Here is an 18048-nt window from a genome sequence, read left to right as displayed (position 1 = left end):
CCGAGGCCCCAGGCCGGACCACAACCAATGGATCAAAGGTCCTGGTGGGGGTGTGGTGGATGGTTCCGGGCGGTTTTCCGCCGTCCGGAACCACCAGGTCAGCGATCCAGCGCACCTTCGGTGCGCGCCCGGGGCGTGGTAAATCCCGTCACAGGAGTGCGCTCAGCGGTTGAGGTACGCCAGCACCGCGAGGACGCGCCGGTTGTCGTCGTCGGAGGGTTGCAGGCCGAGCCGCGTGAAGATCGAGGCCGTGTGCTTGGACACCGACCGCTCGGTGATCACCAGTTGCTGGGCGATGGCAGCGTTCGAGCGCCCCTCCGCCATCAGCGAGACCACCTCCCGCTCCCGCGGGGTCAACGCGGCCACGGCGCCGTCGGCGGAGTTGTGGGCCAGCAGACGGGCGATCACCTCGGGGTCCATCGCGGTGCCGCCTGCCGCCACCCGTCGTACCGCGTCGATGAACTGGCCACCGTCCATCACCCGGTCCTTGAGCAGATAGCCGGTGCCGCCCTGGCCCGCGGCCAGCAGTTCGCGGGCGTACAACTGCTCGACGTACTGCGAGAGCACCAGCACCGGAAGCCCCGGGGAGAGTCGTCGGGCCTCCAGCGCGGCGCGCAGGCCCTCGTCGGTGAAGGTCGGCGGCAGCCGCACGTCCACGATCGCCGCCTCCGGCCTCTCGGCCGCCACCGCGGCCAGCAGGTCGGGGCCGTTGTCGACGGCGGCCGCCACCTCGAATCCGTGTGCCTCCAGCAGGCGCGTCAGGCCGTCCCTCAGAAGGAAGAGGTCTTCGGCGATGACAACGCGCACGGGATCTCCATGTTCACGATGGTCGGACCGCCGGGCGGACTGCTGACGGCGAGTACGCCGTCGAAGGCGGCGATGCGGCGCTCGAGACCGCGCAGACCGGTGCCGTCGGCCGGATCGGCACCGCCCCCGCCGTCGTCGGTGACGGTGATCCGCAGCGTACCCGGCGGCGCACCTGTGCCTGGGCCGCCGTCATGGTCGATCTCGATCCAGATCTGCCGGGCCTCGGCGTGCTTGGTCACGTTGGCCAGCAGCTCGCTCACCGCGAAGTAGGCCGCCGACTCCACCGGGGCGGGCGCCCGGCCCGGCAGCTCCGCGGTGAAGTGCACCCGATACGGCAGGTCCAGGGCCAGCGCGTGGACCGCGTCGGCCAGGCCCCGGTCGGCCAGTACCGGCGGATGGATACCGCGGATCAGGTCGCGCAGTTCGGCCAGCGCCCGCGCCGAGGACTTCTTGACCTCGACCAGCAGGCTCCGCGCGGCCTCGGGGTTGGTGGCCAGCAGGTGCTCCGCCGTGTCCAGGGCCATGCCCATGGCCACCAGCCGGGCCTGCGCGCCGTCGTGCAGATCGCGCTCGATCCGGCGCATCTCGGCCGCGCCGGCGTCGAGGGTGTCGGACCGGGTCTGCGCCAGGTGGTCGACGCGCTGCGCCAACTCCTCCTGTCGGCTCGGGCCCAGCAGGTGGTGGGCCGTGCGGCCGTACAGGAGCATCAGTCGCGGCGCGGCCCACAGCACGACCGGCAGCGACGCCAGCAGCAGGGCCGCCGCGATCGTGATGGCTGCCAGGACCAGCAGGTGCCCGACCGGCTTGATGTAGCCGGGACCGAGGAACGTGCCGAGCGCCTGGGCCGCGACGAAGGCCGGAGCGGCGACCAGCGCGGCGAGGACGCAGCCCACGCCTCCCGTGAAGGAGGTCCACAGCAGGTCTCGCCAGGTCGCCGGGTCGGTCAGCACCCAGCGCGTCCACCGCCACACGCGTCCCGACCGCGCCGTCCACCGCCGTACCCCGGTCGCGGTCGTCGGTACGTCGATGACGGGCGCGGGGCGGTAGGGCACCGCGATGGGCACCCCGCTCCACGCTCCCGCCATCCTCCGGTGCAGCCCGGCCACCCAGCGCATGCCCGGCACGCCGCACACGAGCAGCGGCAGGCTGAGCCAGACGACGCCGTGGTGGCCGCCGGGCAGTGGCCCGCGGTAGACCGCCAGGGCGGCCCACGCCAGCAGCGGGGGCACCAGCAGCACCGCTCCGCCCGTCCCCCGGCCGGTGCCACTGCCGCGGACCAGCCCGCGCATCCCCAGCACCGCACAGGGAACCAGGCTGAGGATCACCAGCAGCCACAGGCCGTACCTGTCCTTGCCGACGCTGCCCGCCATCGTGGCCGTCGACGGCTCGAACGGCTGTCCCGCGGTGTGCAGGCCGGCCAGCAGCAGCGTGGGGCCTGCCAGCAGGGCCGCGGCCCCGGCCAGGGTGACGCCCCAGATCGCGAGCAGCCGGACCGCCGCCACGACGCCGCTGCCGGTCCTGGAGGGCGTCGGCTCCCCCGCAGGCTGCGTCCGGGCCCGCCCTCGGAACCACCTGCCCGGCGTGATCTCGCTCCCGCCCATTTCTGCCCCCTTCGTCCTGTCGGCCCGGAACAGTGTGCAAGGCCGGCCGGGTGGTCGGCATGCGTCCTGAGCCCCGAAGCCGGGATGTAGCCAGCTACACCTCCAAAACCCCGCTCAACCCTGTGTCGGCGAACTCCCGTCCGTCCCTAGCTTCTTCAGCGGCTTCGAGGAACACCGCAGGAGCGGTGCCCCGGTCGATGCCCCGACCCGTGGAGGGCCCGTGACCGCGCCGATCATCGAGATCCGCGACGTGAGCAAGAAGTACGACGAAGGACGTCCGGCGCTGGCCGACCTGGACCTGGAGTTGAACGCCGGCGAGGCACTGGCCGTGCTCGGGCCCTCGGGCAGCGGCAAGTCGACCCTGTTGAACATGATCGCCGGCCTTGACCGGCCGTCCGAGGGCACCGTCGCCGTGGGCGGACTCCGCCTGGACGGGCTGGGCGAGACCGCGCTGGCGAAGTACCGCAGGGAGCGGATCGGGATGGTCTTCCAGTTCTTCAACCTGCTGGACGACCTGACCGTGGAGGACAACGTGCTGCTGCCGGCGCAGCTGGCGGGCCGCCCGCGCGCCCTTGCCCGCCACCGGGCGGCGGACCTGCTGGAGCGCCTGGGCATCGCCCGTCACGCGCGCGCCTTCCCCGGCCGCCTCTCCGGCGGTGAGCGGCAACGGGTCGCGGTGGCGAGGGCCCTGATGAACCGTCCGCAACTACTGCTGGCCGACGAGCCGACCGGTGCGCTGGACAGCGCCTCCGCGGCGGAGGTCAGGGACCTGCTGGCCGAGCTGAACCGGGAGGGGCAGACGATCGTGCTCGTCACTCACGACACCACGCTGGCGGCCTCCTGCGCGACCCGCACCGTCGAACTCGTCGACGGCCGGATCGCGCGCGACGTCGTGCGGGCGGTGGCCGGATGAGCGCGCTGGGCAAGGTGGTCCGCGCCGGCGTGGGCCGACGCCGGATGCAGACCCTGGTGATGGTGCTGACCACGACGATGGCGGTGGCCGCGGCAGTGCTGGCGACCGGACTGCTGGTGGCCTCGCGGGCGCCGTTCGAGCACGCCTTCGCCAAGCAGCGCGGGGCGCAGCTGACCGCCTGGTTCGACCCGGCCGAGGCCACTGCCGCGCAGGTGGCGGCGACCGCCCACGTCTCCGGCGTGACCGCCACAGCCGGTCCTTATCCGGTGCTGTCGCTGTCCCCGCGGTTCGGGGCCAACAAGTCGCGGTTGCCGGTGGGCGGTGTCATGACCGAGATGAGCGTGGTCGGCCGGGCGGACACCGGAGGAGCGGTCGACGACCTGGTGCTCACCACGGGCCACTGGGCCACGGGCAGCGGGCAGATCGTGCTCAGCGACCAGAACACGCCACTAGGAGTGGGCGATCAGCTGTCCCTCCCCGACCTGCCGGGCAAGCCGGTGCTGACCGTCGTCGGGCTGGCCCGGTCGGTGACCGCGACCGCGGACGCCTGGGTCTCGCCGACACAGATCGCGGCCCTGACCGCCCGGGGCAGCCGGCCCGGCCAGCAGATGCTCTACCGCTTCCGCAACGCCGCCACCGATGCCGAGGTCACCGCCGACCGCAAGGCGGTCGAGACGGCCGTACCACGGGGGTCGCTGACCGGGGCCTCCTCCTACCTGCAGACCGAGCGGTCCGCGGACCGCACCGAAGCGACCTTCGTCCCCTTCGTGATCGCCTTCGGGGTGCTCGGCCTGGTCATGTCGGTGCTGGTCATCGGCACCGTGGTCAGCGGCGCGGTCGGCTCGGCGACCAGGCGCATCGGCATCCTGAAGTCCCTGGGCTTCACCCCGGCGCAGGTGGTCCGCGCCTACGTCGCCCAGGCGCTGATCCCCGCCACGGTCGGCACCGCCCTCGGCGTCGTGCTCGGCAACCTGATGGCGATCCCGGCCCTGCACGAGGCCCAACGCGCCTACAGCACCGGTTCCCTGGCCGTCGCGCCATGGATCGACCTGGCCGTACCCGCCGCCGCGCTGGCCGCGGTCGCGGCGACGGCACTGGCCCCCGCGCTGCGGGCCGGAAGGCTGCGTACGGTCGAGGCGCTCACCGTGGGCCGGACCCCGCGGGCGGGCCGTGGGCGGACGGTCCAGCGGCTGCTTGCCGGGCTGCCGCTGCCGCGCGCTCTGAGCCTGGGGCTGGCCACGCCCTTCGCCCGGCCCGCCCGTTCGGCGACGGTGGCTGCGGCCGTCGTCTTCGGCACGCTCGGTGTGACCTTCGGGACCGGCCTGGCGATCTCGGTGAACGGCGTCCAGAACGGACTCGACCGCAGGGACGCGGGCGCCGTCACGGTCCAGGACATCGCGCCACTGGCCGGCAACGGGTCCAAGGACACCGTCGATCCCGCGCTGATCGCCGCCAGGATCGCGGCGCAGCCGGGCACCCGGAGGTACTTCAGCACGGAACAGACCCAGGTCCGCGTGGCCGGACTCGCCGGTTCCGTCAATGTGACCGCGTATCGGGGCTACGGGGGCGGCTACTCCTGGGGCGCCTACCAGTTGGTCTCCGGAACCTGGTTCCACGGCCCCGGCCAGGCGGTGGTCCCCTACGGCTTCCTGCGGGCCACCGGGACGCACGTCGGCGACACCGTCACCCTCACCGCGAACGGCCGCCGCGCGGTGGTGCGGATCGTCGGCGAGGACCTGGACGTCCGCGAGGGCGGCATGGTCATGCTGACCGACAGCTCCTCCCTGGCCGGCCTCCGCCTCAAGATCCCTTCCGAGCTGGTGCAGTTCGACATCGACCTGAAGCCCGGCACCGACGCCACGGCCTACGCGGCCTCGCTGGGGAAAGCCCTGCAGCCGCCGGGCATCCTGGTGCTCCCGTCCGGGAACAGGGTCAGCCCGACGATCATCGCCATGGACGCACTGGTGGCTATGTTCACCCTGATGCTGGTCGCGGTGGCCGGGCTCGGCGTCCTCAACACAGTGGTGCTGGACACCCGCGAACGCGTCCACGACCTCGGGGTGTTCAAGGCACTCGGCATGTCGCCGAGGCAGACCGTCGCCATGGTGCTCAGCTCGGTGGCCGGGATCGGGCTCGTGGCCGGTGCGGTCGGCGTGCCGATCGGCGTGGCCCTGCACAAGCGGGTACTGCCGGTGATGGGCAGCGCCGCAGGCACGGCCATCCCGAAGGCGGACATGGCGGTGTACTCGCTCACCGTGCTGGTCGCCCTGGTCCTGGGCGGCCTGGTGATCGCGACGGCAGGAGCGCTGTTGCCCGCGGGGTGGGCGGCGAAGGCGAGGACGGCGGTGGCGCTGAGGAGCGAGTAGCAAGGACGGGGGCGAGGCGGGAGGCAGGCCACGCCCACTCCCGCTCACGCACGGCACGAAAACGAAGCGGCGCCCGAGCCGACAGAAGCCGACTCGGGCGCTGCACAGCAGGCCAGAGGGTTCGGCGCCCGGCGGCTGTCCGGGCCGAAGGCGTCCGGGGCCTGGCCATCGTTCTCGGCAATCCCGGCGCCCACGGTGACAGGCAGGACGAGGAACGGTTTCGCCGTCCTCTCGCGGCGGGCGCCCTGTCAGCACGGGTGGGCGGCACGCAGATCTTCAACGCGGCGGCCGTCGCGGCAACGTCAACGGCGCTCGTCGGGTGGACGGGCAGCAACGGCGGCAGCAACGACAACCACATCATCAGGAACGCTGTCTTCGTCGCCCCCGGCGGCATCCAGCTTTGAACACCACAGCGGCCCCGTTCTCCTTCGGGAGGGCGGGGCCGCTTCGTCGTGTCCGGGGTCAGACTTCGGGGCGCCGGTCGTAGGCGGCGAGCGTCGCCTTGTTCGTCGACGCGTCCTGGAAGACGAGCTCCCAGGGCCCGGTGTTGACGTCGAACTCCTTGCCGAAGCCCACCCACTTGCCCGTCATGCGGCGGCCGGTCGGTTCGACGAGCAGCTGGATCGCGCCGTGGTAGCGGGCCCCTCGGTAGTAGCCCTCGGACGCGGTCTGCTCCGTCCACGTGCCGGTAGCGACGTGACCGTCCACTTCCAGATCCATCGTCAGGGGCGAGTCCGACGAGCCGGGCAGCGAGCGGACCGTGAGCCGGTTGCCGTGCTGCAGCAGCACCACGTAGTGCAGGCCCGTGAAAGCCGAGTCACGGCCGCTGGAGAAGTACTCGTACCGCGACAGCCACACCCCCGAGTAATTGCGCGACGAGGCCTGCGGCACGCCCTGTGGCGGACTCGCCGCCGGGGCAACGCCGTTGGCCCCCGCTTCCATGTCGTGCCCGCCATGACCGTCATCGGAGACGCGGGCCATGGGCACGCTGACGGTGAAGCCGAGGGATTCGATGGGCAGACCGGTGACATCCTCCAGGGCGCGGGCGTAGATGGGGCGCGGCGCAGCCGTGGTGCCGGATTCCCAGCGCTGTACGAGCCGCTTGTTCGCATCGTTGGGGACGCCTGCGCGGGCGCCGGCCTCACGGACCGCGCGGGCGAAGTCGTCTTGGGACAGGAGCATGCCCATACGTACTGCTCGCAGGGCGCTGTTCGGTGTGGCCATGCGCTCACGGTAGACCTGTGCCGCTCGGAATGACACCGAAATGACGCCCTCGATGCCGCCGGTTTGACGCCTGCAACGACGCCGCGGAACTCCCCGTGACCGGGCCACCTTGAATCCGTGACCGACACAGGCAGCGACTCGATGCACCCCGGTCTGACGCTCACCGTCTATCGGGTGAATCCCGAGACGATGGAGCGCACACCCGTCTGCTCCCGCGTGCTCCCACCCGCCGACGAAGCCGTGTTCAGCATGGCCTTCCCGCCGTGCGACTGCCCTCGCTGCACGAAAGGCGGCCTGACCGGATGAGCCCCATGTGGGACAACGAGCCCGAGCACGCGGAAGGGATCTGCGTCGCCTGCGGCGTCCACACCAACGACGGCATAGTCCGCTGACTGCCCCGCACGTCCGGCCCCGACGTCCGCCTGATCATTCACGCCGAGGCGCGAGACTGCACGCCACCTCAGCCCGCCAGGAACCTCCGGCTGAGCAGGCACGGCTCCGGTCTCTCAGACTCCCGCCCGCTCCTGCAACTCGGGAGCGGACGGGCCACCGCCCCAACCAGGGGCATCCGTCCACAACAGGAGGAAGACGTGACCATTGCGTTAGAGCGTCCCGTGGGCACCACCGACCCGATCACTCTGGTCGACCCCCAGGTAGCCGAGCGGCTCGCCCGCCGCGTCACCGCCGACCACCCGGAGATCAGCGAGGCAACCGCACGCCGCATCGTCGGCCAGGCCGCTGCGTTCATCGCCGCGTCTGGTCAGCAGCCCGGCCGCGAGCTCGTGCCGAGCGAGCTGGTCGATTACGGCTGGCACGCGTTCATCCTGCACACCGTCGACTACGCCGCCTTCTGTCAGCGCGTCGTCGGCCGCTTCGTCCACCACGTGCCGACCGACGAGGACGAGCAAGTGCAGGACGGCGCGCCACAGGCCCGCGAACGCACGGTCGCCGCGATCACCGCGGCCGGGTACGCGGTCGACGAGGAGCTGTGGCCCGAGGCATCGGCCGAGTGCACCCAATGCCACGCGGGATGCACGGACAGCCCCAACGGCGGCAAGAAGTAACACCACCCACTGTGCAAGACTCCAGCCGTCCGGCATCCCGCTGCCGGGCGGCTGGCCTCATGAGCGGAGCAGGCAGTGACAGAGACAGCAATCGCCTGGGACACCTACTCACAGCAGCGCCCCGAACGACGGCCGGTCAACGCCCGCGGCGAGTCGACCTGGTTCAACTGGACGCAGTACGCCGACCACGGCCCCGGCGTCGAGCTCCTCGACCTGCCCGCCGGCGGCCGCGTCCTGGATCTCGGGTGCGGGAAGGGTGGCAATGCGGCGCACCTGGCCACGCTCGGCATGGACGCCGTCGGCATCGACATCTCGCCCGTGCAGCTGCGCGCCGCCGAGGAGCGGTGGGGTGGGACGCCAGGGCTCGGGCTGCGCCGCGCGGACGCACTGACCTTCCTGCAGGAGGGCGGTGAGGACTTCGACGCCATCTACTCCGTGTACGGCGCCGTGTGGTTCACCGACCCGGCCGCCCTGCTGCCGCTCGTGCGGGAGCGGCTCCGGCCCGGCGGCGCTCTGGTGTTCTCGCAGCGCCCGCCCACTGAGGGCTGCTACGGCTGCCAGGCCTCGTACATCCCGCGCAGCGAAGACGTGGACCCGCTCGTCGTGAAGCGCTGGGACTACGAACCGCACGCCTGGATCAGCCTGCTCCGGGAGACCGGCTTCACAGACGCCGCTGCCCGCGTCCTGCCGGCGCCGCCCGGGAACCGGAAGACCGGCACGTTGGTTGTGACCGCCCGCGGCTGAACCCCGCAGACAGGCCCCCGGCCGGATCATCCCCGACCGGGGCCGCTCCATGCCTTGATCGTTTGCACCTCGTCCGAGCATGGGCCGAGCTAACGATCTCCAAGCCCCCGGAAACCGCTGAAGCCCCCGACTCAGATCACGTCTGAGCTGGGGGCTTCTTGGTAGACCCTGTGGGACTCGAACCCACAACCAATGGATTAAAAGTCCACTGCTCTGCCAATTGAGCTAAGGGTCCACACGTCGGCCCGTATCGATCCCGTGCCGATGCATCCCCGAGCATAGCGGGACGAGGCCGGGACTCCGATCGGGTATCGGTGACCCGGCCACGCCAACAGCGAACAACCCTGTGGATCGACCGGTTCGGGCGCGTCCTATCCGGCCTTCTCGACCCCGGCCCTGGCGGCCTCGCGGGCGATCGTGCGCGCGTGTTCCGGGTTGAGGAACCAGTGGCGCGCCGAGGCCAGCCACCAGGTCGCGGCGGAGCCGAGGACGACGAGGACCGCGACCGGGGCGTAGTTGAAGGTCTCCCAGGTGACCGGCGAGACCTGCGGCAGCATGAACAGGACGGTGATGACGGCGACCCAGGCGACCGAGACGACGCCGATCGGGCGCGACCAGCGGCCCAGATGCCACGGCCCCCGTTCGAACCCCTCCCCCTTGCGCAGCCGCAGCAGCGTCGGGATGACGTACGCGATGTAGAGCCCGATGACCGCGATCGACGTCACGGCCGCGTACGCGGTCACATTGATCAGGTAGGGCAGCCCCAGCACCAGGGCGCCCAGCGCCGCCAGCCACACCGCCGCGACCGGCGTGCGCGTGCGCGGGCTCACGGTGTGCCAGACGCGGGAGAACGGCAGCGCCCCGTCGCGCGAAAAGGCGTAGATCATGCGGCTGTTGGCGGTCACCGACGCCATCCCGCAGAAGAGCTGCGCGCCGATCACGACCAGGAGGAGGAGTTTCCCGGCCGTGGCTCCGAGCGCGTCGAGCAGGATCTGCGCCGGGGGCGCGCCCGTCGCCGAGCCCAGCTCCTTGTCGTACGACTGGATGGCGAAGGTGAAGCCCAGCAACAGTACGAATCCCGCTATCCACGACGTCCAGATGGACTGGACGATGCCCTTGGGCCCCGCCGTCGACGCGTCGTGCGTCTCCTCGGTCATATGGGCGGAGGCGTCGTACCCGGTGAAGGTGTACTGCGCCATCAGGAGGCCGATGAGGACGACGTACACCCCGCTGCCCCAGCCCGTGTTGTTCACGAAGTGCGTGAACACGAAGCTCGCCGACTGGTGGCGGTCCGGTACGAAGGCCAGCGCGCCCACGATCACCGCGACGCCCAGCACGTGCCACCAGACGCTGATGTCGTTGAGGAGGGCGACGATCCGGACCCCGAAGGTGTTGAGCAGGCCGTGCAGGACGAGAATCCCGGCGAAGAGCAGGATCGTACGGCCCGGTGTGATCGCGAAGTCGAACTGAAGATTCAGGTACGCGCCCAGGAAGGACGCCGCGCCGAAGTCGATGCCGGCGGTCACCGCGACCTGCCCGAGGACGTTGAACCACCCCGTGAACCAGGCCCAGGCGGCCGCGGACCGCTCCGGGGCGAGCCGGTGGGCCCAGAAGTAGAGCCCGGCCGACGTCGGATAGGCCGAGCAGATCTCGGCCATCGACAACCCCACGAACAGCGTCATCAGTCCGACCGCGACCCATCCCCAGGTGATCACGGCGGGGCCGCCGGTGTTCATGCCGAACAGATACAGCGTCAGGCAGCCCGACAGGACCGAGATGATCGTGAAGGAGACCGCGTAGTTGGAGAACGCCGACATGCGGCGGGCGAGAACCTGCGTATAGCCGAGCTGGGCAAGCCGTTCTTCGTCCGACAGCCCACTCGCCATGGCGTCATCTGTCATGCCCCCAGCGATTCCCTCGCCGGGGGATCGACATGCACCGATCAAGACATCGGGTTGGCTAGAAAAGACCCCTGTAGCCCTGCCACCCGCTCCCGATCTTCACCCGCGAGCCGAACGATCCGTTCCCCTTGCCGTCCTGGCGGTAGAGGTTGCCGGAGGTGTCCCGCACCACCAGGTCGTTCTTCCCGTCCCCGGTGATGTCCCCGACGCCGACGACGGAGTTGTACGAGCCTCCCCAGCCCGAGAACACCTTCACCCGCTCCTTCAGCAGACCCGTCCCCGTGCCGTTGTAGCGCCACAGCGTGCCGGCCTTGTCTCGCGCCAGCACATCGCCGAAGCCGTCACCGTTCAGGTCACCGGCGCCGACGATCTTCGTGTAGCCGGTCCACGCCGAGCGGATCTTCACGCCCGCCTTCAGCTTGCCCGCGCCGTCGTTGGCGAACAGGTAGACGTCACCGGTCGAGGCCTTGCGCGCCAGCAGGTCGACGCGACCGTCGCCGGTGAGGTCGCCGGGTGCGGTGAGCACGTTGTACGCGTTCCAGCCCGTGCCGAGCGAGGTGTGGCTGCTCGCCGGGGTGTACGGGGCACCGCACTTGCCCGCGTAGCGGCGCAGTTCGCCGCCCGGCATGCGGACGAGCATCTCGGCGCACCGGTCGCTGTCCATGTCGCCGAACGGGACGGCGACGGTCCCCGCGGGCCAGCCGGAACCAGAGCGCTTCCAGTCGAAGGCGCCCTTGCCCTCACACGGAGGCGGCGGTGATGGAGCGGGTGAGCCGTACGTCTTCGTAGCGGTACGGGTTCACGGCGTCGACGTACTGCTTGCCGGTGGAGGTGGCCTGGTAGACGTAGTAACGGCCGGTGGCGTCCACGAACCGGCCGCCGGTCACCGCCGGTTCGTCGGCCGAGTTCAGGCTGCTGGCGGTCAGCCAGACCTGGGCGTGCTGCTTGCCGTGCTCGTCGACCGCGAAGTAGCCGACGAGCTGGTTACCGGTGGACCGCAGCGGTACGCAGTTCCCGGCGTCGCACGGCACCCGCTGCGCATGGCTGCCGTCCGCGAAGACGTCGGCGATACCGCGGGAGGTCCGCTCCAGCACCGTGGCGCCGTCGGGCGAGATCTGACGGCCGATCACCCACTGGTAGCCGCTCGGAGTGTTCTCCACGGTGGTCAGGAAGCCACCCGCGTAGTCGATGCCCCACACCCCGTCCGTCTGGACGGGCGTCGGCGTGGTGTCCGCGGTGGCTGGGCCCGCGGCGGTCAACGAACCGGCGCCCAAGGCGGCCAGGCCCACCACGGTGAGTGCGATCCGGCCGCGCCGGGTCGCCGAAGTGCGTGCGCGCACGCGCCTGATCAAGGGTCCCTCCCCAGGGAAACGAGAACGGCATGGCGGCGGGGGCAGAATCCTCCCCGCACCCTGTGCGCAGCCGCGTCGAATCCCCCTCGGCCGTGCCCCTCCATGCAAGTGATCGGATGCTAACAGCGGTCACACAGGCGTCGGTGGGGAAATAGAGAGCGGTGGCGGGACCGGCTCCGAAAACGCCGGAGGGCCCGTACGACCGGAGTCGTACGGGCCCTCGAAGGCGGATCGGCGTCAGCCGTTGCGATCAGCTGCTGCGATCAGTTGTCGCCGTCAGGTGCTGCGATCAGCCGTTGCGCTTCCAACGGGGCTTCTCGTCGCGGCGGCCGAAGGAACCGGTGCCGGTGCCGGTGCCCGTGCCGGTTCCGGTGCCGGTGCCGGTGCCACGGTGGTCGTCACGACGGCCGTACGGGCGGTCGTGGCTGCCGGCGCGGAACCCGCTGGAGGGGCGGTTGTCCTGACGGTCGCGGTTGAAGGGACGGTCGCTGCCACGGTGGCCACCACGCTCGTCACGACGCTCGAACGAACGGCCCGCACCACGGTCGTCACGACGGTCGTTGTCACGGCGGAAGCCGGAGCCACCACGCTCGTCACGACGCTCGAACGAACGGCCCGCACCACGGTCGTCACGACGGTCGTTGTCACGGCGGAAGCCGGAGCCACCACGCTCGTCACGACGCTCGAACGAACGGCCCGCACCACGGTCGTCACGACGGTCGTTGTCACGGCGGAAGCCGGAGCCACCACGCTCGTCACGACGCTCGAACGAACGGCCCGCACCACGGTCGTCACGACGGTCGTTGTCGCGACGGAAGCCGCCACGGTCGCCACGGTCGCCACGGTCCCCGCGGTCGTTGTCGCGGCGCTCGTAGTTGCCCCGCTCGTCACGACGCTGACGCGGCTGCTCGTAGGACGAACGCTCGTAGGACGGACGCTCGGCGGGCTGCTCGGACACGGCGGCCGGCGCCTCGGCGGGAGCCTCGGCCACCGCCTGCTCCGCCACGGCCTCCGCGGCCGCGACGACCGCCGCCTCCGGGTCCTCGCCCCGCTCGCGCGCGGCACGGGCGACCAGACGGTCGGCCTCACCGCGCAGCTCGGCGGCACGACGCTGCGCGCGCTCCAGCTCCTTGGTGAGCTGCGTGACCTCACGCTCTGCCTGCTGGGCGGCGTCGCCCGCCGACTGGGCCTGGACCTCGGTCATCGACCGGGCGCCGGTGATCTCGGCGACCTCGGGCTCGAAGGCCGTACCGGAGTTGATGATGTGACGCGCGGCGTCGACGCCCGCGTCCTCCATCAGCCGGAAGATCTGGCGGCGCTGGTGCGGCAGCGACAGCGACACGACGGTGCCGGAGCGGCCCGCGCGGGCCGTACGGCCGGAGCGGTGCAGGTAGTCCTTGTGGTCACCGGCGGGGTCCACGTTCAGGACGAGGTCGATGCCGTCGACGTGGATACCGCGGGCGGCGACGTCGGTCGCGACGAGCGCGTTGACGTAACCGTCCTTGAAGTCCGCCAGCGTCCGGGTCCGCGCGCCCTGCGTCATACCGCCGTGCAGCGCGTCGGCCTTCACACCGGCGTCGCGCAGCTGCTCGGCGATGCGGTCGGCGCCCAGCTGGGTGCGGACGAAGATGATCGTGCGGCCCTTGCGGGAGGCGATCGCGGCGGTGACCGGCGCCTTGTCCTTGGGCTTCACGATGAGGATGTGGTGCGACATGGTCGTGACGTTGCCCTGGGCGCTGTCGACCTCGTGCGTGACCGGGTTGCTCAGGTACCGCTTGACCAGCGTGGAGATCTCGTTCTCCATCGTGGCCGAGAACAGCATGCGCTGGCCGCCGGCCGGGACCTGGTCGAGCAGTTCGGTGACCTCGGGCAGGAAGCCCAGGTCGGACATCTGGTCGGCCTCGTCGAGAACGGCGATCTGGGTGTTCTCCAGCGAGCAGGCGCCGCGGTTGATGATGTCGCGCAGGCGGCCCGGGGTGGCGACGAGGACGTCGACGCCGCGCTCCAGGGCGTAGATCTGGTTGCCCATCGACGTACCGCCGCAGACGACCTTCATCTTCAGGCCGAGGACGTCGCCGTACGGCTGCAGCGCGTCGGCGACCTGCATGGCCAGCTCACGGGTCGGGGTGAGGATGACGGCGCGGGGCTTCTTCTTCTCGGTGTGCCCGCCGGCCAGCTGGGCCAGCGTCGGCAGACCGAACGAGAGGGTCTTGCCGGAGCCGGTACGGCCACGGCCGAGGATGTCCTTGCCGGCCAGGGCGTCCGGGATGGTCGCGGCCTGGATCGGGAAGGGGGTGGTCACGCCGTTCTGCGCGAGCTTACGGACGACGCCCTCGGGGAGGCCGAGGTCGGCGAAGGTGATCTCGGGGGCGGTCTCGACGGCCTCGACTGCCTCGACCGTCTCAACGGTCTCAACGGTCTCGACTGCGGCCTGGACGCCCTGGGTGTCGTCGCCCTGGTTGTTCTCGGGCACGACGACGTGATCAGTACTGGAAACAGACATGCGAAATGCGAACCTTCCGGAGTTCTTTCGGCACGCGCCCAAACTCCGTGAAGTCGCAATCGACCGCCTCTATGCGGTCCGGCCACGGCAGGGGAGAGTACGCGCCACACGCGGCGCTCTCTGCGTTGGCGCCGGGCAAATGGGATCAAACGATCTACCACCATACGCACCCCCCACCCCTAAAGGCAAACTGACCCCCTAAGGGGCAGGTCAGACACGCACGGGGAGGGCTAACGCCTGATGGCACGAGCTCTAACGCCTGGTGGGATCGAGCGTATTCCCCACGTCCCCACATTCCCGCCGCCCGTCTACTTCCCCACACCCCCGGCGCCCGTCTACGCCGGACCCCCCGCCCGTGGCGCCGGCTCCCGCTGCACCAGTTGCGCGGACTGCTCGTGCGCCGAGGACGACGGCTCCGCCGTAGTCGGCTCGGACGACGGCGACACGGGCGGCGGAGGAGGCGGCGGGGGCGGCGGCGTCGGGTCCGACGTCGCATGCGTAGGGCTCGGATCCCCGTTCGACGGCGCGGGCTGCTGCGGCCGCCCCTTCCCGTCGCCCTTCCCCGTCGCCCCGCCGGAAGGCTTCGCATCCCCGGACCCCGACGCGGACGGAGACGCCGTCCCGGACGCCGACTCACCGGGCTTGACGGAGGCACCCCCCCTCACCCCCGTCCTCCCGTGGAACCAGAAACCACCCCCGCCCACCGCGGACTCCCCGTGCGGCGCCTCACCCGCTCGCCGCCCCGCCGAGTGCGAGGGCCCGGGCCTGCCTCCGTCGTCACTCACGCTCATACAGCCGGCGGCGGCCGCGACGGCGATGACCGTGGCGGCCAGACGGACAGATACGTACAAGGCGCGCACGGGCAGCCACCTCCGAGGGGGCGGGTCGGTGAGTCCCCCCTGTCCAACTCCCGCCGCCCACAAGAAGACACGCGCGGAGAACACACATCCCGCACCAGGTCTCCTGCCCCCTGCCCCCTGCCGATCACCTCACCCGTACCCGAGCGCATGCAACCGATCGTCGTCGATCCCGAAGTGATGAGCGATCTCGTGCACCACGGTCACCTCGGACTCCGCGACCACGTCCTCCCGCGTCTCGCACATCCGCAGGGTCGGCCCCCGGTAGATCGTGATCCGGTCCGGCAGCACCCCCGCGTACCACTCCCCGCGATCGGTCAGCGGAATCCCTTCGTAGAGCCCGAGCAGCTCGGGATCGGACGGGTCGGGCTCGTCCTCGACGAACACCGCCACGTTGTCCATCAGCCGCGTCAGCTCCGGCGGAATCCGGTCCAGCGCCTCGGCGACCAGTTCCTCGAACTCCTCGCGCGTCATCTCCAGCACAGGGCCATTGTCCGGTACGACCGCCTCGCAGGAGAGTCGACGACAACCCCGTACGCCCCCGCATACCCACCACCGCACTTGGGCATACGGGACCAATGGCCCGCGTCCCCGCTGCCGTCACCACCGTCATATCCGCCGTCACCACCGCCCTGACCCGCAAACGCCGCTCCCTCCGCTCCCGCCACACCCCGCGCCTCCGCCGCGCCCTCAGCTCCCGCCGCCCTCCCCGCTTCCGCCCCGTCACCGGGGAACTCGTCCAGGAGCCGAACCCGTACGCCCGGGCGCTCGGCCTGATGGCGGTCGTCCTCCTCGGTGCCTGGCTGGGCCTGCTGATCGTGGGCAACGTGCGTGTCCCGGTCGGCCCCATGAACACCACGATGACCCTGCGTCCCTCGGTCAGCGGCGGCACCAAGATCAACGTCTCCCCGCTCGGCGCCCTGGAGCTGAACAGCCACGTCGCCCCCGTCCGCCTCGACGTGAACGTCGACCAGCTCGACCCGGTCCGCGCGCAGGCCCTGGTCGACCACCCCGAGCGGCTCTCGGGCCTGCAGGACGAGGTCGCGCACGATGTCGAGCACGGCACGCTCGACCTGGCCGTACGGTCCTGCGTCGCGGTCGTGTCGGGCGCCACGGCCCTCGGCCTCGCGGTCTACCGCCGCCCGCGCCGCGCCCTGGCCGCCGGCGGCCTGGCCCTCGCCCTCCTCACCGCCTCGGGCGCGACGGCCTTCGCCACCTGGAACCCGAATTCGGTCCTGGAACCAAAATTCTCCGGCCTGCTCTCCTCCGCCCCCTCCCTCGTCGGCAACGCCCGCAACATCGTCAGCGAATTCGACGTCTACCAGAAGGAGTTGGCGCGCCTCGTGACGAACGTGACGAAGCTGTACGACGTCACCTCCACACTCCCGACGTACGAGCCGGACCCGACCACGATCCGGGTCCTGCACGTCTCCGACATCCACCTCAACCCGGCGAGCTGGAAGATCGTCGCCTCGCTGGTGAAGCAGTACAAGATCAATGCGATCGTCGACTCCGGCGACACCATGGACCACGGCACCTCGGCCGAGAACGGCTTCCTGGACCCCATCCCGGACCTGGGCGCGCCGTACATCTGGGTCCGCGGCAACCACGACAGCCACGTCACGCAGCGCTACCTGGAACGCATGAAGAACGTGCACGTCCTGGACGACGGCCGCGCGGTCACGGTCGCGGGCCTGCGCTTCGCCGGCATGGGCGACCCCCAGTTCACCCCCGACCGCTCGGTCGCGCCGGGCGGCAACGCGGCGGAGGAACTGGCCGGCGCCCGCCTCGCCTCGGCCCTGCGCGACCAGCGCACCGCGGGCACCCCCGTCGACATCGCCATCGCCCACGAGCCGTCGGCGGCCCGCCTCACGGACGGCGAGGTCCCCCTCGTCCTGGCCGGCCACCTCCACCACGAGCAGATGGAGGTCATGAAGTACGGAACCCGCCTGCGCGTCGAGGGCTCGACGGGCGGCAGCGGCCTGCGCGCGGTCGAGGGCAAGTACCCCGACCCCATCGAGGCATCGATCCTCTACATCGACCGCGACACCCGCCGCCTCCAGGCCTGGGACGAGATCAAACTCGGCGGCCTGGGCCTGACAACGGCCGAGGTGAGCCGCCACCTCCCCAAGGAGAACCAGCCCTGAGCCACCCTTCCTATCTGGTTTGGCCCGCGTCCAGGCCACGTAGTACAGTCTGTTCGTGCCCAAGGGCGCCGGTCAGGGCTTGACCGTCCCGAGCTTCTGTCGAAGCGAAGGAGAAGCGGAACCCCTCGGGGGAAAGCGGAGTCACATGCTTCTCACGTCCCCTCGGGAACGCGAAGACGAAGCAGAGCGGTACTGGCTGTTCGCCCTCATCGTCTAGCGGCCTAGGACGCCGCCCTTTCAAGGCGGTAGCACGGGTTCGAATCCCGTTGGGGGCACGCAATACCGTGTGCGACACTGTTTTACGCGTCGCACGCAACAGCTTGGTCCTGTGGAGCAGTTTGGAGTGCTCGCCACCCTGTCAAGGTGGAGGCCGCGGGTTCAAATCCCGTCAGGACCGCTGAGGTTTCGCAAGAGACCTCGTGGCTGGGTAGCTCAGTTGGTACGAGCGATCGCCTGAAAAGCGATAGGTCGCCGGTTCGACCCCGGCCCCAGCCACCACAATGAAGGCCCCGTCCCTTACGGACGGGGCCTTCGTCGTACCCCTCGATGCCCCGGCGAGTCGAGCTTGG

Annotated in this window: 15 protein-coding genes and 4 tRNA genes; 10 read left to right on the top strand and 9 right to left on the bottom strand. The window is 70.8% G+C overall.

Annotation, left to right across the window (positions count from 1 at the left end):
- Positions 1-162: 162 nt before the first annotated feature.
- Together OG747_RS23475 and OG747_RS23470 are read right to left on the bottom strand one after the other, a co-directional pair.
- The gene (locus tag OG747_RS23475) at positions 163-807 is read right to left on the bottom strand and encodes a LuxR C-terminal-related transcriptional regulator (protein ID WP_405881297.1); all 645 of its coding nucleotides are present in this window, start codon (positions 805-807) and stop codon (positions 163-165) included.
- A complete protein-coding gene (locus OG747_RS23470) occupies positions 771-2408 on the bottom strand; it encodes a histidine kinase (RefSeq protein ID WP_405881296.1) in 1638 nt (545 codons plus the stop codon). The genes OG747_RS23475 and OG747_RS23470 overlap by 37 nt, the downstream gene beginning before the upstream one ends.
- 220 nt (positions 2409-2628) lie before the next feature.
- On the opposite strand from OG747_RS23470, the gene OG747_RS23465 reads away from it, so the two are divergent.
- From OG747_RS23465 to OG747_RS23455, 3 genes are all read left to right on the top strand, one after another.
- Entirely contained in the window at positions 2629-3321 is a 693-nt protein-coding gene (locus tag OG747_RS23465) for an ABC transporter ATP-binding protein (RefSeq protein WP_405881295.1), read from the top strand.
- The gene (locus OG747_RS23460; RefSeq protein ID WP_405881294.1) at positions 3318-5687 is read left to right on the top strand and encodes an FtsX-like permease family protein; all 2370 of its coding nucleotides are present in this window, start codon (positions 3318-3320) and stop codon (positions 5685-5687) included. Before OG747_RS23465 ends, OG747_RS23460 begins: the two co-directional genes overlap by 4 nt.
- A 257-nt stretch (positions 5688-5944) precedes the next feature.
- Positions 5945-6091 (top strand): hypothetical protein, encoded by a 147-nt coding sequence (locus OG747_RS23455; RefSeq protein ID WP_405881293.1) that lies wholly within the window; start codon positions 5945-5947, stop codon positions 6089-6091.
- A 58-nt stretch (positions 6092-6149) separates the two neighbouring features.
- On the opposite strand, the gene OG747_RS23450 is transcribed toward OG747_RS23455, so the two are convergent.
- Complete coding sequence (locus OG747_RS23450) at positions 6150-6911, bottom strand: XRE family transcriptional regulator (RefSeq protein ID WP_405881292.1); 762 nt, start codon at positions 6909-6911, stop codon at positions 6150-6152.
- Positions 6912-7028: 117 nt separating this feature from the next.
- On the opposite strand from OG747_RS23450, the gene OG747_RS23445 reads away from it, so the two are divergent.
- The 3 genes from OG747_RS23445 to OG747_RS23435 all read left to right on the top strand — a co-directional run bounded on the left by OG747_RS23445 (position 7029) and on the right by OG747_RS23435 (position 8719).
- The gene (locus OG747_RS23445) at positions 7029-7217 is read left to right on the top strand and encodes a hypothetical protein (protein WP_405881291.1); all 189 of its coding nucleotides are present in this window, start codon (positions 7029-7031) and stop codon (positions 7215-7217) included.
- A gap of 284 nt (positions 7218-7501) precedes the next feature.
- Positions 7502-7975: a glycine-rich domain-containing protein gene (locus OG747_RS23440; RefSeq protein WP_405881290.1), complete on the top strand. Its 474-nt coding sequence runs from the start codon at positions 7502-7504 to the stop codon at positions 7973-7975.
- A gap of 75 nt (positions 7976-8050) precedes the next feature.
- Complete coding sequence (locus OG747_RS23435; RefSeq protein ID WP_405881289.1) at positions 8051-8719, top strand: class I SAM-dependent methyltransferase; 669 nt, start codon at positions 8051-8053, stop codon at positions 8717-8719.
- A 159-nt stretch (positions 8720-8878) separates the two neighbouring features.
- Here OG747_RS23435 and OG747_RS23430 read toward each other — a convergent pair.
- The 6 genes from OG747_RS23430 to OG747_RS23405 form a co-directional block, all read right to left on the bottom strand.
- Positions 8879-8954, bottom strand: a tRNA-Lys gene (locus tag OG747_RS23430).
- A 136-nt stretch (positions 8955-9090) separates the two neighbouring features.
- Positions 9091-10620, bottom strand: coding sequence for an amino acid permease (locus tag OG747_RS23425; RefSeq protein ID WP_405881288.1), 1530 nt, complete (start codon positions 10618-10620; stop codon positions 9091-9093).
- A gap of 58 nt (positions 10621-10678) precedes the next feature.
- Entirely contained in the window at positions 10679-11284 is a 606-nt protein-coding gene (locus OG747_RS23420) for an FG-GAP repeat domain-containing protein (RefSeq protein WP_405881287.1), read from the bottom strand.
- Between the two features lie 76 nt (positions 11285-11360).
- Complete coding sequence (locus OG747_RS23415; protein WP_405881286.1) at positions 11361-11960, bottom strand: hypothetical protein; 600 nt, start codon at positions 11958-11960, stop codon at positions 11361-11363.
- Positions 11961-12261: 301 nt separating this feature from the next.
- The gene (locus tag OG747_RS23410) at positions 12262-14475 is read right to left on the bottom strand and encodes a DEAD/DEAH box helicase (protein WP_405881285.1); all 2214 of its coding nucleotides are present in this window, start codon (positions 14473-14475) and stop codon (positions 12262-12264) included.
- A 989-nt stretch (positions 14476-15464) separates the two neighbouring features.
- Positions 15465-15815, bottom strand: a complete 351-nt coding sequence (locus OG747_RS23405; RefSeq protein ID WP_405881284.1) for a metallopeptidase family protein — start codon at positions 15813-15815, stop codon at positions 15465-15467.
- A gap of 95 nt (positions 15816-15910) precedes the next feature.
- On the opposite strand from OG747_RS23405, the gene OG747_RS23400 reads away from it, so the two are divergent.
- The 4 genes from OG747_RS23400 to OG747_RS23385 all read left to right on the top strand — a co-directional run bounded on the left by OG747_RS23400 (position 15911) and on the right by OG747_RS23385 (position 17977).
- Positions 15911-17479 carry a metallophosphoesterase gene (locus OG747_RS23400; protein WP_405881283.1) on the top strand — a complete coding sequence of 523 codons (1569 nt, stop codon included), beginning with the start codon at positions 15911-15913 and terminating at the stop codon, positions 17477-17479.
- Positions 17480-17681: 202 nt separating this feature from the next.
- A tRNA-Glu gene (locus OG747_RS23395) sits at positions 17682-17754 on the top strand.
- Positions 17755-17801: 47 nt separating this feature from the next.
- Positions 17802-17876, top strand: a tRNA-Asp gene (locus OG747_RS23390).
- Positions 17877-17900: 24 nt separating this feature from the next.
- Positions 17901-17977: transfer RNA gene (locus tag OG747_RS23385), tRNA-Phe, on the top strand.
- Positions 17978-18048 lie beyond the last annotated feature (71 nt).

It is taken from the genome of Streptomyces sp. NBC_01384, from assembly GCF_045040035.1.
GTDB lineage: Bacteria > Actinomycetota > Actinomycetes > Streptomycetales > Streptomycetaceae > Streptomyces.
The sequence above is the reverse complement of the archived record's forward strand: the minus strand, read 5'-3'. Positions and strand labels throughout refer to the sequence as shown.

Coding starts and splice junctions, on each gene's coding strand:
- OG747_RS23420 (WP_405881287.1), bottom strand. CDS start 11,284: ATGGACAGCGACCGGTGCGCCGAGATGCTCGTCCGCATGCCGGGCGGC.
- OG747_RS23470 (WP_405881296.1), bottom strand. CDS start 2,408: ATGGGCGGGAGCGAGATCACGCCGGGCAGGTGGTTCCGAGGGCGGGCC.
- OG747_RS23450 (WP_405881292.1), bottom strand. CDS start 6,911: ATGGCCACACCGAACAGCGCCCTGCGAGCAGTACGTATGGGCATGCTC.
- OG747_RS23400 (WP_405881283.1), top strand. CDS start 15,911: ATGGCCCGCGTCCCCGCTGCCGTCACCACCGTCATATCCGCCGTCACC.
- OG747_RS23425 (WP_405881288.1), bottom strand. CDS start 10,620: ATGACAGATGACGCCATGGCGAGTGGGCTGTCGGACGAAGAACGGCTT.
- OG747_RS23460 (WP_405881294.1), top strand. CDS start 3,318: ATGAGCGCGCTGGGCAAGGTGGTCCGCGCCGGCGTGGGCCGACGCCGG.
- OG747_RS23410 (WP_405881285.1), bottom strand. CDS start 14,475: ATGTCTGTTTCCAGTACTGATCACGTCGTCGTGCCCGAGAACAACCAG.